The sequence below is a fragment of the Phycisphaeraceae bacterium genome, assembly GCA_015709595.1.
GTDB lineage: Bacteria > Planctomycetota > Phycisphaerae > Phycisphaerales > SM1A02 > CAADGA01.
This window is the reverse complement of record CP054178.1, coordinates 524,373-538,130: the sequence shown is the minus strand read 5'-3', so window position 1 is coordinate 538,130 and position 13,758 is coordinate 524,373. Positions and strand designations below refer to the sequence as shown.

12 protein-coding genes are annotated in these 13,758 nt (G+C 68.2%); 7 read left to right on the top strand and 5 right to left on the bottom strand.

Going from position 1 to position 13,758, the window contains the following annotated elements:
* Positions 1 to 29: 29 nt before the first annotated feature.
* From HRU76_02375 to HRU76_02350, 6 genes are all read left to right on the top strand, one after another.
* Entirely contained in the window at positions 30 to 557 is a 528-nt protein-coding gene (locus tag HRU76_02375) for a hypothetical protein (GenBank protein QOJ16504.1), read from the top strand.
* Positions 558 to 703: 146 nt separating this feature from the next.
* Complete coding sequence (gene bamD, locus HRU76_02370; GenBank protein QOJ16503.1) at positions 704 to 1,798, top strand: outer membrane protein assembly factor BamD; 1,095 nt, start codon at positions 704 to 706, stop codon at positions 1,796 to 1,798.
* A gap of 8 nt (positions 1,799 to 1,806) precedes the next feature.
* Entirely contained in the window at positions 1,807 to 2,310 is a 504-nt protein-coding gene (locus tag HRU76_02365; GenBank protein QOJ16502.1) for an LptE family protein, read from the top strand.
* 324 nt (positions 2,311 to 2,634) lie between these two features.
* On the top strand, positions 2,635 to 4,446 hold the full coding sequence (gene hflB, locus HRU76_02360; GenBank protein ID QOJ19065.1) for an ATP-dependent zinc metalloprotease FtsH: 1,812 nt from the start codon (positions 2,635 to 2,637) through the stop codon (positions 4,444 to 4,446).
* 184 nt (positions 4,447 to 4,630) lie between these two features.
* Positions 4,631 to 5,827 carry a KamA family radical SAM protein gene (locus HRU76_02355; GenBank protein ID QOJ16501.1) on the top strand — a complete coding sequence of 399 codons (1,197 nt, stop codon included), beginning with the start codon at positions 4,631 to 4,633 and terminating at the stop codon, positions 5,825 to 5,827.
* A 109-nt stretch (positions 5,828 to 5,936) separates the two neighbouring features.
* Positions 5,937 to 7,271, top strand: coding sequence for an aminotransferase class I/II-fold pyridoxal phosphate-dependent enzyme (locus HRU76_02350; GenBank protein ID QOJ16500.1), 1,335 nt, complete (start codon positions 5,937 to 5,939; stop codon positions 7,269 to 7,271).
* Positions 7,272 to 7,300: 29 nt separating this feature from the next.
* Here HRU76_02350 and HRU76_02345 read toward each other — a convergent pair whose 3' ends face one another.
* From HRU76_02345 to HRU76_02325, 5 genes are all read right to left on the bottom strand, one after another.
* A complete protein-coding gene (locus tag HRU76_02345) occupies positions 7,301 to 8,065 on the bottom strand; it encodes a hypothetical protein (GenBank protein QOJ16499.1) in 765 nt (254 codons plus the stop codon).
* The gene (locus HRU76_02340; protein ID QOJ16498.1) at positions 8,043 to 9,326 is read right to left on the bottom strand and encodes a glutathionylspermidine synthase family protein; all 1,284 of its coding nucleotides are present in this window, start codon (positions 9,324 to 9,326) and stop codon (positions 8,043 to 8,045) included. Before HRU76_02340 ends, HRU76_02345 begins: the two co-directional genes overlap by 23 nt.
* Positions 9,323 to 10,123, bottom strand: coding sequence for a hypothetical protein (locus HRU76_02335; GenBank protein QOJ16497.1), 801 nt, complete (start codon positions 10,121 to 10,123; stop codon positions 9,323 to 9,325). The genes HRU76_02340 and HRU76_02335 overlap by 4 nt, the downstream gene beginning before the upstream one ends.
* A 102-nt stretch (positions 10,124 to 10,225) precedes the next feature.
* Positions 10,226 to 10,477, bottom strand: coding sequence for a DUF167 domain-containing protein (locus tag HRU76_02330; GenBank protein ID QOJ19064.1), 252 nt, complete (start codon positions 10,475 to 10,477; stop codon positions 10,226 to 10,228).
* Between the two features lie 61 nt (positions 10,478 to 10,538).
* Positions 10,539 to 12,956, bottom strand: coding sequence for a hypothetical protein (locus tag HRU76_02325; GenBank protein ID QOJ16496.1), 2,418 nt, complete (start codon positions 12,954 to 12,956; stop codon positions 10,539 to 10,541).
* A gap of 111 nt (positions 12,957 to 13,067) precedes the next feature.
* Here HRU76_02325 and HRU76_02320 point away from each other — a divergent pair, with 111 nt between their 5' ends.
* Positions 13,068 to 13,703, top strand: a complete 636-nt coding sequence (locus HRU76_02320) for a class I SAM-dependent methyltransferase (GenBank protein QOJ16495.1) — start codon at positions 13,068 to 13,070, stop codon at positions 13,701 to 13,703.
* Positions 13,704 to 13,758: the final 55 nt, after the last annotated feature.

Sequence of the window (13,758 nt, the reverse complement as noted above, 5' to 3'; positions counted from 1 at the left end):
CGCGATCGCGCCATCAGGAGAGCGTTTCGATGATCCAGGAACTTCCCCCCGATCTGCGGCCGCGTTTGCGTGTCCTTCAGGTCATCACCGCCGCGCTGGTGATGGGCGTGATGATCTTCGGCGCCGTGGTTGCGGCGATGCCGCCGATGACCGGCGGCGCGGGAAGCGGTGGAGGGGGCGGGGCGGGCGCGCCGGGGCTGGACATCCAGATGTTGCGCCTGATCTGCCTGGGGCTGGCCGGGAGCGGCCTCGTTGGCGGGCTGGTCATCAGGCAGTCGATGTCGCGTCTCCCGGCGCCCACGTCGGGAATGACGATGCAGGTTTCCAGTCCGGAGCACTGGGCATTTCAGCGGTTCTTCGTAGCCACGATCGTTGGACTGGCGCTGCTCGAAGGCCCGGCGCTGTTCGGCGTCGTGATTCATCTGCTCGGTCGTGAGCCGATCGATCTGGCCATCGCGGGCGGTTGCGTGGTGCTGATGGCGGCGCTGCACTTTCCCAGCGAGGGGCGCGCCGTGCGTGCCATCCACGCGGCCGACCAGCCCGATGGGCCCTTGTGAAGTCCCCTCAGCGGGCGTCGCCACGAATTGGGAGGTGATCATCGCGGTGGTGCCTGACCTTTCCGGACGGCGGCTGACAGCCGGGGGCCGACAGCCCCTGACGGCCCATTGAGCATTCCCCCTGAATGCCGTACCATCGCGTACCCATGCGAGGTCGTTTCTCCATCCCCACCATCGTGCCGGTGCTGCTGCTCGTCTTGGCGGCCACGCCGCTGACCCACCGGGCTGCGGCGCAGGACACCTACGACCTCGGCGCGGACGATGCGTGGAAGCTGGTCGACTCCGCCGACCCGGCGTCGCCCGAGGGGCAACTGGCCGCCGCCCGGCGGGCGCTGGCCGACAAGCAGTACGCCCGGGCCAGACAGATCACGGACAACTGGCTCAAGCAGCACCCGCGTCACGCGCTGGCGCCGCTGGCGTACCTGACACGGGGGGACGCGCTGTACTTCGGCGGCAACGAGTACAAGGCCCTGTTCGACTACGAGACCATCGCCCGCGTCTACCCCGGCAGCGACGTGTTCATCACCGCGCTGGAGCGCGAGCTGGCCATCGGGCGCGACTACGCGCGGGGCGGCAAGCGGAAGCTGTGGGGCATGCGCATCGTCGGGGCGTCATCCGAGGGCGAGGAACTGCTCATCCGGGTGCAGGAGCGACTGCCGGGCAGCAACCTCGCCGAGGAGGCGGGCATGGAGCTGGGCGACTTCTACTTCCGCCGGGGCGAGATGCGCCTGGCGGCGGATGCCTACGACCTGTTCATCCAGAACTACCCGGATTCGCCGCGCGTCACGCGGGCGCGGCAGCGGTTGATCGCGGCTCACCTGGCGTCGTCCAAGGGCCCGGCGTTCGACGCCACGGGATTGCAGAACGCCCGCGAGCGCTTGCGCGAGATGCGCGTGCTGGAGCCCGCCGCCGCCGAGCAGCTGGGCGCGGAAGGGCTGCTGGCGGGCATCGACGAGCGCATGGCCGCCAAGATGCTGGTCACCGCGCGGTACTACCTGAAGACCAACGATGTGATCGCGGCGGACCTGACGCTGCGCCGCCTGCTGCGCAAGCACGAGCGGACGATTGCCGCCACGGAGGCGATCCGGCTGGCTCCCGAGGTCATCGAACGACTTTCAGCCAACGTGCGCGCGGAGGCGGAGCCGTTCTACGCCGCCAAGCGGCTGGCCATTCTGGGTGAGGAAACCGTTGAGGCCGGTTCAGAAACTCCGGGCGGTTCCGAGGGAGGGTCGCAGCCATGATGCGACCGATGGCGGCCGTTGCGGTTCTGCTTCTTGCGCTTGTCGGTTGCGCCAGCGACCCGACCCAGGGATATTCCACGGCGACCACCTTTCCGGCGGGCTACCGCACGGTGGCGGTGCCGATCTTCGAGAACGACACCTTTGACCGCGACATCGAGTTCGAGCTGGCCGATGCGCTGGTGAAGGAGATCGAGCAGCGGACACCATACAAGGTGACCGCCTCGTCGCGGGCGGACACGGTGCTGCGCGGTCGCATCGTGGAGGTGAAGCGGGACCAGATTTCCAAGTCCCGGCGCACCGGGCTGGGCGAGGAAGTCATCCTCAGCGTGACGGTGGACTTTGAGTGGGTCGACGCCCGCAGCGGGCAGGTGATCGAATCGAGGCGGGGGTTCACGGCGAACTCGCTGTTCGTGCCCTCCCAGCCGCATTCCGAACCGCAGGACTATGCTGTCTTTGCGGCGGCCCAGCGGCTGGCGAAGGACATCGTCGCCGAAATGCGGGCCGACTGGTGAACCGGGCGGGTGGAACCGCCGACCTCACCTGACGAACCATTGCGGGGGGAACCCAGTAGGACCGACATGCCCAGCCCACGCCAGGATCAATCAGGACCGGGGCAGAGGCCCAGCCAGCCCGGCGGGAACCCGCAGGATGGCGGGTCCGGTGGGCGGCCGCCCATGCCTCCCAAGGTCAACCGCAACCCGTGGGGGCTGTTCCTGCTGGTGCTGCTGCTGGTCTTTGTGTTCGTGGTGCTCAATACCAGCACGTCGGGCGGCACGCAGATCAAGACCTGGGCCCAGTTCGTTCAGCACATCGCGCCCGACCGGCTGGAGCCGAACATGCCCGTCATCCTGCGCGATGACCGCATCGTGGCCACGATCAGGTCCGGCGACCGGGCGTTCAACAACGAGAAGCCGCTGCAGATCTACTTCGAGATGAACCCGGCCAACCGGGAGTGGTACACCAACCAGATCGCGGAGATCACCGCCAACAACTTCCAGGACGAGCGCGGGCCTTCGATCTGGATTCCCATCCTGCTCAACTTCGGCCCGGTCGTGCTGATCCTGCTGCTGGTGTGGTTCTTCATCGCGCGCTCGATGCGCAGCGCTGGCGCCGGGCCGGGCGGCATGCTGGGCAGCTTCGGCAAGTCGCGGCATCGGTTGTCCACCAAGGACACCGTCAGCGTCACCTTCAACGACGTGGCCGGCGTGGATGAAGCCAAGGATGAGGTTCACGAACTCGTCGAGTTCCTCAAGAACCCCAAGAAGTTCCAGCGGCTGGGCGGGCGCATCCCGCGCGGCGTACTGCTGGTGGGCCCCCCGGGGTGCGGCAAGACGCTGCTGGCCAAGGCCATCGCGGGCGAGGCGGATGTTCCCTTCTTCTCGATCTCCGGCTCGGACTTCGTGGAGATGTTCGTGGGCGTGGGCGCCAGCCGCGTGCGCGACCTGTTCAAGCAGGCCAAGGAAAACTCGCCCTGCATCATCTTCCTGGATGAGATCGACGCGGTGGGACGCCGCCGCGGCGGCGGGTTCACCACCGGCGGGCATGATGAGCGCGAGCAGACGCTCAACGCCATTCTCGTCGAGATGGACGGCTTCGAGGCCAACGACCAGGTGATCGTGATCGCCGCCACCAACCGTGCGGACGTGCTGGACCCGGCGCTCACGCGCCCGGGCCGGTTTGACCGGCAGGTGACGGTGTCGCTGCCCGACATGAAGGGGCGGTACGACATCCTCAAGGTGCATGCCAAGAAGGTGAAGCTCGGCCCCAACGTGGACCTGGAGCGGCTGGCCCGCGGGACGCCCATGTTCTCCGGTGCGGACCTGGCGGCGGTCATCAACGAGGCGGCCATCATCGCCACCATGGGCGAGAAGGACTTCATCGAGATGGAGGATCTCGAGGAGGCCCGCGACAAGGTGCGCTTCGGCCGCGCCCAGAAGAGCCGCCGCATCGAGGAGAAGGAGCGCATCGCCACCGCCTACCACGAGGCGGGCCACGCGGTGGTGCAGGCGCTGATGCCCGACGCCGACCCGGTTCACAAGGTGACGATCATCCCCCGCGGGCAAGCCCTGGGCGCCACCTTCTCGCTGCCCGAGAAGGACCGCTACGGCTACGGGCGCAAATACCTGCAGGCCACCATGCGCGTGCTGTGCGGCGGGCGCATCGCCGAGGAGAAGAAGACCGGCGACATCTCCAGCGGCGCGGGCATGGACATCAAGATGGCCACCGCGTACGCGCGTCACATGATTCTCGAGTGGGGCATGAGCGACAAGCTCGGCTTCGTCAACTACGCCGGAGAGGACACGCGCGACCTGTTCATCCCGGAGCGCGGCTACTCGGACGAGACCGCCGCCGTGATCGACCAGGAGATCAAGCGGCTCACCGACGAGGCCTACGCCGACGCGAAGAGACTGATCGAGGAGCACTGGGACAAGGTGGTCGCGGTGGCCGACGCGCTGCTGCGTCACGAGACGCTCAGCGCCGACGACATCGACCGCCTGATGCGAGGCGAGCGTCTGCATAAGCCCACGGTCGCCGATCTGCTGCAGGCGGAGGCCCGCAAGGACGCCCGCGCCGCCGCGGCCCAGCAGCCGCGGTCCGGCGAGCAGGCGGGGCCGGACGCGCCGGGCGTGCTGCCGACGCCGGCATGATCGTCGATGACTGACAATCTTCCGCTTCTTCGTTGACCCGCGCCGCTTGCGCGGGTAGAAACGATGAACAAGGGTGCGTGCCCGTGCGGGCGCGCAGGCATACCGGATGGTCGGGCCGCCATCCCACGACAACTCAGCGTCTCCGTTCGCACGCCGGACAGATGACCCTGCACGGAGCACAGCCATGTCGCGCATTTCCCTCCCCGTGGCCGACACACCGCCCGGCGCGTACGACCCCAGACGCAAGGTCAGGTACATCCGCACGGTCGATCAGGTGGCCAACATCCCGGAGAACCAGCGCGAAGCGCTGCGCCCCGTCACCGAAAAATACGTCTTCCGCGCCAACGACTACTACCTCTCTCTCATCGACTGGAACGACCCCAACGACCCGATCAGGCAGCTCATCATCCCGCGCGAGGAGGAACTGAAGGAGTGGGGCCGTCTCGACGCCAGCAACGAGGCCGCCGTCACCGTGGCCAAGGGCGTGCAGCATAAGTACCCCCACACCGTGCTGCTGCTCTGCAACGAGGTGTGCGGGGCGTACTGCCGCTACTGCTTCCGCAAGCGCCTGTTCATGGATGAGAACGACGAGGTCACCAACGACGTCTCCGAGGGAATCAGGTACATCGCTTCCAACCCCAACGTCACCAACGTGCTGCTGACGGGCGGCGACCCGCTGCTGATGAGCACGCGGCGCATCGTGGAGATCCTCAAGCAGCTCCGCGCCATCCCGCACGTCAAGATCATCCGCATCGGCTCCAAGATGCCCGCCTTCGACCCGTGGCGGTTGACGCGCGATGAGGAGCTGCAGAACGCCTTCCGCACCTACTCGACCCCCAGGGCCCGCATCTACCTGATGGCCCACTTCGACCATCCGCGCGAACTGACCGACGACGCCATCAACGGGCTGGACTGCTTCATCAGGTGCGGCGTGATCTGCGTCAACCAGTGTCCGCTCATCCGCGGCATCAACGATGACCCGAAGACGCTCAGCGATCTCTATCGCACGCTTTCGTGGATCGGCGTGCCGCCCTACTACCTGTTCCAGTGCCGCCCGACGGCGGGCAACGAGCCCTACAGCGTGCCGCTGACGCGCGGGTGGGAGATCTTCCGCGAAGCCCTGCGCCATGGCTCCGGGCTGGCGCGTCGGGCCCGCTACACCATGTCGCATGAGACCGGCAAGGTGGAGATTCTCGCCGTGGATGAGCGGCACATCTACCTGCGCTACCACCGCGCCAAGGACGCCGCCAATCGCGGGCGCTTCATGATCTACGAGCGGAACGATCAGGCGCACTGGCTCGACGACCTCAAGCCGGCGGCGGCAGATGCGCCTCGATTCCCGTCCCCGGAGGCGTTTGACGCCTCGGATGGTCCGGATTGAACGGGGCGCCCGTGCTGTCGCCGTGGCTCTGCGGCATGGGCGTCCGGCGCAAGTTGAACGCATCGCCCTTCGCCGACCGATCAGAGATCAGGGGCGACTGAGGTCACGCATGACGCTTCGCAAGCAGGTCAGTCTCAATCTCAACGTCCGCGGCATGGGAACATCCGCCACGCTGGGCATCAAGGACCGCGTACGCACGCTGCGCCGCGAGGGTCGCCATGTCTACGACCTGGGGCTGGGTCAGTCGCCGTTTCCCGTGCCCGAGCCGGTGGTGGAGGCGCTGCGGCTGGCGGCGCCGGAGAAGGACTACCTGCCCGTGCGCGGCCTGCCCGCCCTTCGCGAGGCCGTGGCGGACTTTCACCGGCGCAAGGATCGCATCGACCGCGATCCGGATGATGTGATCGTCGGCCCCGGCTCCAAGGAGCTGATGTTCCTGCTGCAGATCGCCTACTACGGCGAGATCATTCTGCCCACGCCCTGCTGGGTCTCGTACCTGCCGCAGGCGCGAATCATCGGGCGGCGCATCAGTCTCATCCACACCACGCACGAATCCGGCTGGAAGCTGACCGCCGAGCAGTTTCATCACGCGCTGAAGGCCGTCAGCGACGATTCGCGGCCGCGCCTGCTCATCCTCAACTACCCCGGCAACCCCACCGGCGGCACCTACAACGAACTGGAGCTTCGCGCCATCGCCGACGTGGCCCGCGAATACGAGGTCGTCGTGCTCTCCGACGAGATCTACGCCCAGCTGCATTTCTCAGGCGGACACACGTCGATTGCGCATTTCTACCCTGAAGGCACGATTCAGAGTTCGGGACTGTCCAAGTGGTGCGGCGCCGGCGGGTGGCGGCTGGGCACGTTCACCTTCCCGCCCGACCTGCGCTGGCTGCGCGACGCCATGACCGCGGTGGCCAGCGAGACGTACACCGCCGTCAGCGCCCCGATTCAGTACGCCGCGATCCAGGCCTTTCGCTGCGGGCCTGAGATCGAGCGTTATCTGGCGCACGCGCGGCGTATTCTGGCCGCGCTGGCCGCCCGCTGCGCCGACTCGCTGCGCGGCTCGGGCGCGCGTCTGATATCCGCGGATGGCGCGTTCTACCTGTTCCCCGACTTCTCGCCCCACTCCGACGCACTCGCCTCGCGCGAGGTGGTGGACGGCTGGTCGCTCTGCGAGCGCGCGCTGACGGATGTCGGCGCGGCGGCCCTGCCGGGAGCGTCCTTCGGACGCTCCCGGGCGGAGCTGACCGCCCGGCTCGCCCTGGTGGACTTCGACGGCGCCGCCGCGCTGGCCGCCTCGGAGTCGATCCCGCTCGACCAACCCCTGCCGGATGACTTCCTGCACCATCACTGCCGCAACGTGGTGGAGGGCGTTGACCGTCTGGCCGAATGGGCGGCGACGCCCAGGCACGCCAGCGTTGAGAGGCGCCAGGCCGCGGCGGGATAGGGCGCGCTCACGCGGCTGAGACGAGGCCCTCAACCATACCCGCCGGATTGCGACGGCTGCGGCACCACGGCGCCGAAGCCCCCCGCGCTGTTGCGCCGCAGCCCGAACGTGGCCATCATCCGGTGCCACAGCGATCGGAAGCCCGAAGGCCTGGCGACATCGATCGACGTTGGCTTCTGTCCCGCTTCCGGGCGCACGGTCGAGATGCGGATGCCCGCCTCCTGCCATCGCCGCAGGATGTGCTGCAGGTCCGAGGCGGGCTGCCCGGTCTTCTCCTGCACCACCACCGCGTCGAGAATCTTGTATCGCTGCAGGTACGTCGCGGAGGGAAAGTCCTGCGGAAAGGTCATCCATCGGTTGTCGTATTTGAGCGGCGCGGGGCTGCCGGTCATCCGGCGGCTGTCGAGCAGAAAGGCCGGCGGGCCGGTCTGAGGCGGGTCGGCTTTCCGAAGCACCGCCGCACCCTGCTCCAGCAGGCCGATGATCGAATCCACTTCCACGATCGCCGCCCGGTGCATCGTGGTGTTGTAGAGCGGCACGGGCCAGTAGCCCCGGAACGCCAGGGCAAGCCCCGTGGTGAGGGACTGCGCCCCCGGCAGGTCGATGACCAGGGCGGCGTCCTCCTTGGAGGGCGGCGCCCACGACACGTCCATCGAACGGACGGCCTCGATGAACGTCGCCGGCACGTCTCGCAGGGCGTCCGGGCGCACGCTGGCGAAGAGCACCGGCTTGGCCCATCCGGTCCAGCGTCCGCCGGAGGGCGCCCACACGTCAAACAGGTCGAGCGGCTGCATGTGCGGCCTCCTTTCCCCTCGCGCCCGATCCGCGGCTGTCGCCCACGGGCCGCGGCGCGGCCACCAGCACCGCCGCCTCCATCGCGTGCTGGTCGATGAGCGGCATGCGGCTCACGCGCCCGTATGCCCCGCAGGCGCGGCCGTCGATGGCGAACACGCCGATGCACGGATATACCGGCCCGTCGTCCGTCTCCATCGGCGCCGACTGGAAGCGTCGCTGCGCGACCCAGTGGCCGGGGAACCACGAACAGGCGCGGGCGATGCGTCGCCAATCCTTTTCCGGCGTCACGCCCCGGATGCCCACACCATCACCCACGCGACCCAGCGCGGGCTTGATGACCCAGCCCTCATCTCGTTTCCACGCCACCTCACGCGGGTCGCGCGTCTCGGGCAGGAAGGTCCGCCAGTGCTCCAGCGGCGCCCTGAGCCGATCGGTGAGCAATGACCAGCGTTTGCTCTGCGTCAGCAGCGCGCAGGCGGGGTTGCTTTGAGGCGTTGTCGAACCGGCGAAGAAGTGACGCCAGCCAGTGCGCCGCGGGAGATTGGCCAGCCACTCCGCCGGGAAGAATCGGATCATCGCGCCCATGTCGCCGTCGGCCCACGCGTGGTCGAGGCGCGCCCTGCCGCTTCGCCATGTGACGTGGTCCGGCGCGATGAGCACCGCCCGCCGCCCGATCACCTCGAAACGGCGCTGCATCGCCGCCATGGTCTGACGATCGTCCGTGTAGGCGGTGGCGTGAACGAGCGCGATGACCGAGTCCGGGTCGGTCCCCGCCGCGACGGATCGCACCAGCGCCGCCATGGGGTCGCCGCATGGGTGGAAGTCGGAATGATGCTCCACCATCAGCCGGGAGAGTCCCTCCGCCTCAAGGTAGCCGCCCGGTACGTCGGTATTGGCCTCGGAGATGCGCCATCCCTCGGTCGTCCAGTGGAAGTCGAAGCGAATCTGCCGTGCGATCGAAACCGGTGCATCGCCTCGACGCAGCGCGGCCCGGATCGACCGGGGCAACCCGAGCGAGCGATGCAGCTCCGGCCTGTCCATCAACTCCTGTTCAGCCGCCATCGCCTCGGCTGCCAGTGCTTCCGCGGCGTCAGCAATCTCGCTCCACGCCTCGGGCCGCAGGATGATGGGAAACGGCGCGATCACCTCCACGTCTCCCACACGCGGGTCGAACTTGCCATGCTCGAAGATCATGCGGCGGCGCAGCGTCCGCCGCTCGGCTTCATCCAGCGACCTCACCGGCATCCACGGCGCCGTCATGTCCACCACCCCAGCAGGACCAGGTACGCGGTCGCCAGCGACAGGAGGACCAGCCCCGGCAGGAAGCCGGTGAGGAATGCGCCGCCCGGCTCATGCTGCGGCTTCACGCCGAACACGCGCTCCAGCAGAATCGCGATCATCAGCACCAGCGCGGCGGGCCAGCCCAGCACCGCGAAGTCGATGACCGTGCCGATGGGTGACTCCCAGTCTCCCGCCGCCGCCCGGCCCGTGATCGCCCCGGTCGCCAGCAGCATTGCTCCGGCGCGCCAGCCGGTGGCGGGGTCGCGGTCGACGGTGACGTGCTCGATGACGTGACAGGTGCGGTCGAAAATGATCCACATCGCCAGCAGCGTGATCGTCGCCAGCCCGCTGGAGAAAACCACCACCCACCACCCCGGTCCCTCGCCGATGTTGCCGCCCGCGAACGCGCCCATCGAGCCGAGGATGGCTCCCATGAGCGCGGGGACGGCGGCGGCGTTGTTGCGTTCGGCGACATCGTCGCGGGCGCACAGCCCCATCGAGGCCATCACGTGGATGAAGACGCCCGTCCAGGCGAACCCCATCGCGCTGTACAGCAGCAGGTATTGCGGCGCGTACCGCACCTCGTCATCGGCGAAGAGCCGAAGCACGATCAACAACCCGCCTGCCGCCGCGGGCGGCGTGAGCATCAGGGGCAGCCGCCGCGCGGGCGAGGAGAGTCGGCGTGAAACCCGCGCCACGCGCAGGTACCACCTGAACCACAGGATCAGCCCGATGACGAGCGACACAACGGTGATTGCGGTTTCATCGTCAGACATGCGGGTCATCCCACGGGGCCGCCGCCCATGACAAACCATCGTACCGGATCGAGGTCATTTCGCGCGTCGCCGGGCGCTGCGACGGGACGAATATCGCGATGGTCAGGCCAGGAGTCGTTGTCGTGCGTGAGCCACGTTCACGCCTTGCACCCGCACCACCTTTTCGGGACTCGCCGCTCCCGATTCCACGGTGACGTCGCGCGTCCGTACGCCCAGAGCGGCGGCGAGCAGCCCGCGCAGCGCCCGGTTGGCTTTGCCGCCCTCCGGCGGCGCGCTGAGGCGCACCTTCAACCGATCGCCGAGAACGCCGGAAACTTCGTCGCGCGACGATCCCGGCACCGCCTTGACGCGGATGAGCACATCCTCACCATGCTGCTCAAACACCTCCACGGATCACCCTCGGTCGAGCCGGAACTCATCGCCGCGTCGCCGCGTACTGCACGATGTTGGCGAGAATCTCGCGCGACCAGTTCGAGGCGTACCCGTTGACGCCCCATGTCGGCTGGTCGAGCACGCCGTTGAGCAGGTCTTCGCGGCTGAAGAGCGCCAGCGGGCGATCATCCGCGCCGAGAATGCCGCGGATGCGCGTCGCCGTCTCGCGCGAGCCGAACACCTCGAACGAGAACGGACGGTAGGTGATGCGTCCCACGGATGTCGCGCCGGGCGTTCCCTCGCCGGTGATGACGGGGTGACGCAGCAGCGCGCGGATGGGGTTGGCGAACAGGCCGCGAAGGGCGTCCTCCGCTTTCAGCGTGAAATCGCCCCGGCCCCCGGTGTTCTCGAAGAGGATCATTCCCCCCGCCTCGGCGAAGGCGCGAACGGCGTGACGCTCGGCCTCGGACAGTTCGAGGCCGGTCAGCCCGCTCACGATCACCAGCGACGGTCTCGGCGAGATCGTGTGGATCGTCGCGAGGGGGCGGTTCAGCACGGTGACATCCAGCCCACGTTCGTTCCATGCCCACGCCGCGAACACGTCGAGGGCCAGCGGTTCGGCGTCCCACGCCCCGGCGTGCGTCGCGTGAACGATCGTGGCGGGCACAGAGCCAACCCGCGCCGCATCGCGCTGCAGCACGTGCTGATCCAGCCGGGGGCGCGCCCGGTTCATCTCCGAGGCGTACAGGAAGATGTTCATCCCGATGTTGAACAGCGGGTCTTCCTTGCCGGGCGAAACCTGGAACATCTCGCTGAAGTCGGTGACGGGCGAGAGGATGATGAGCTCCCGCACCCCGTTCGACAATCCCCGCAGCACCGGGATGGCGCCGCGCACCGGCTGGTAGATCGTGTACGCCGGGTGATCGCGGGGCAGGTCGCGCCACTCCAGGTGCGGATACATCATGCGTCCCGCGGCCAGGACGGCGTCGGCCAGCGCGGTGCTGCGGCCTTCGGACACGGCGAAGAGTGTGCCGCCCAGGTCGAGGTAGCGCCGAAGTTTGTCCAGCTCCGTCGTGGGCAGCGCGGGGGGCGTCTGCCCGTTCGCCTCGCCCGCGGCGCGGCGGGCGCGGAACTGCTGCTGCTCCTCCGTCGCCCGCCTGATGACCGCCGGGTCGCGCGGAATCCACGCGGGATACTCATGCGAGGCCAGGTAGAGAAGCGGCGCATCCAGCCACTGCTCCGGCTCGGCCTGGGTGCTCACGATCTGCCAGTTCAGCCCCGCCTCGGCGTTCTCGGCGATGCGCCGCGTCAGATTGGCCACGTCGCGGGGCCGGTTGTTCCACGTGCTGGCGGGGTCGCTCAGTTTGTTGATGGCCACGGGCACGCGCCCGCGCGACAGGAACATGAGCGCGAAGCACAGGTCCACGGTGCGCAGTTCACCCGCGCGCGGGTTGCCGCCCAGCGTGCGGTGAATGGTCATGGTTTTCGCCTCGGGGTTCCAGGCGCAGAGTCGGCGGATGAGTTCCGCCGCCCCTTCCCGGTACCAGTCCTTCCCGGCGAAGAACTTGTACCCGCTGGCCAGCCCCACGCGCTCCACGCCGTAGAGGTAGTAGTAGTAATCGAGATCGCGGCCGGGGTTGTTCGTGGCGGAGAAGTTGGCGTCCATCCACTGGAGCCCGCGGTTGATGGCCGCCTGGTTGGGCGATTCCTTCGCCGCGCCCACCCTGGCGGCGTCCTGCGCGTGCAGGAAGTCCTGCGTGATGAAGAGCACGGTCAGTCCCGCCGTCGTCATGGAGCCGGTGGATGGGCCGTCGCCGGTGTAGTTCCAGCCGCCGTCGGCCAGCTGCATGGCGATGAAGCGATCCTCCATGAGCTGCCAGTAGCGCGGCTCGACGCGCTGCCCGCGCTTGGCGGCCTCCCACAACCCCAGCGCCCCGTACTGCGTGATCGAGTTGTCGCGCCGGCCCGTAGTCGGCTCGTGCTCGTAGTTCCACCCGGCGGCGCGGTCGCTGAAGGCGCTGAGCAGCCAGGTGCGATCCTTGTCCAGCAGCGCATCGAACTTGGGAGGCAGCATCGCCCATACGTGGGCGCGGATGCCGATGGCGTACGTGCCGCCGAAGTCCGTCCGGGTGAGGTATTCGATTGCGTCCTTCAGCCGCTCGCTCTGGTAGGTTTCGCCCGCGTAGAACAGGGCCAGCACGGCGAGCGCGGTGTAGCCGCCCGCCTGCGTGCGCGTGGTGTCGCCGGGGTAGGGGTTCGGTTCCCAGAAGCGGTCGACGGTTCTGCGGGCGTGGATCTCCTCCACCAACGCGTTGATCGCCAGTTGCACGTGCTCATCGCGCAGGTTGTCGGCGGTGATGTCGGTCTGCGCCGCGGCGGTCCACGCGACGAGGCACATCAGCAACGTCGCCAATCGCGCCGCCGGGGCGGGCAGCCGAGATGAACAGGGTGGTTGGACCATGCGTCCGCATCCAGTGTACCGGGCGAATCGAGTCGCCGCCGGTCGATCCGGGACATGATGCGCCGTCGCTTCTCCGGCGGGCATGTCCCGTCTGCATAGCATCGTTCCTCCATGAACCCGGTTGGAAACGAAGATTATCTCGCGCCGTACCGGGCCGCCGCCGAGCGGCACGGCGGGGGGTTCGAGGCCACCATGTGGAAGAGCCGCGAGGCCCAGGTGCTGCGGTTCGACATCATGGCCGAGATGGCCTGCTTTCATGGCGCCACGCTGCTGGATGCCGGGTGCGGGTCGGGCGACTTCGCGGTCCGGCTCATCGAACGTCACGTCCCCTTCGCCCGGTTCATCGGCGTGGACGCGGTGGAGCAGCAGATCGCTCTGGCCCGTGAGCGCCGGCTGCCGCGCTGCGAGTTTCACGTGGCGGATTTCGTGCGCGACGCCGGGGCCTTTCGGCTGATCGAGCCGGACTGGGTCTGCTTTTCCGGCTCGCTGAACACGCTGTCCGAAAGCAAGGCCCGCGGTGTGATCCACGCCGCCTTCGTCGCCGCCAGGCGGGGCGTCGTCTTCAACTTTCTCTCGGATCGGCACGATGCGAGCATCAACCCTCACGTCATGCGACCGGCCCGCCGGTTCGACACCGTGGCCATGCTGGAGTGGTCGCTCGACCAGTCGCCGCTGGTGCGCTTCCGGCAGGATTACCTCAACGGGCACGACGCCACGATCGTGATCGAACGCGCCGCGACCGAGTAGTGGAGTCCCCAAGCGTCGTGTTGCGTTCTTCCCCTCTTCCCATGGGAAAAGACCG

Coding starts and splice junctions, on each gene's coding strand:
- HRU76_02375 (QOJ16504.1), top strand. CDS start 30: ATGATCCAGGAACTTCCCCCCGATCTGCGGCCGCGTTTGCGTGTCCTT.
- bamD (QOJ16503.1), top strand. CDS start 704: ATGCGAGGTCGTTTCTCCATCCCCACCATCGTGCCGGTGCTGCTGCTC.
- HRU76_02365 (QOJ16502.1), top strand. CDS start 1,807: ATGGCGGCCGTTGCGGTTCTGCTTCTTGCGCTTGTCGGTTGCGCCAGC.
- hflB (QOJ19065.1), top strand. CDS start 2,635: ATGCCCGTCATCCTGCGCGATGACCGCATCGTGGCCACGATCAGGTCC.
- HRU76_02355 (QOJ16501.1), top strand. CDS start 4,631: ATGTCGCGCATTTCCCTCCCCGTGGCCGACACACCGCCCGGCGCGTAC.
- HRU76_02350 (QOJ16500.1), top strand. CDS start 5,937: ATGACGCTTCGCAAGCAGGTCAGTCTCAATCTCAACGTCCGCGGCATG.
- HRU76_02345 (QOJ16499.1), bottom strand. CDS start 8,065: ATGCAGCCGCTCGACCTGTTTGACGTGTGGGCGCCCTCCGGCGGACGC.
- HRU76_02340 (QOJ16498.1), bottom strand. CDS start 9,326: ATGACGGCGCCGTGGATGCCGGTGAGGTCGCTGGATGAAGCCGAGCGG.
- HRU76_02335 (QOJ16497.1), bottom strand. CDS start 10,123: ATGTCTGACGATGAAACCGCAATCACCGTTGTGTCGCTCGTCATCGGG.
- HRU76_02325 (QOJ16496.1), bottom strand. CDS start 12,956: ATGGTCCAACCACCCTGTTCATCTCGGCTGCCCGCCCCGGCGGCGCGA.
- HRU76_02320 (QOJ16495.1), top strand. CDS start 13,068: ATGAACCCGGTTGGAAACGAAGATTATCTCGCGCCGTACCGGGCCGCC.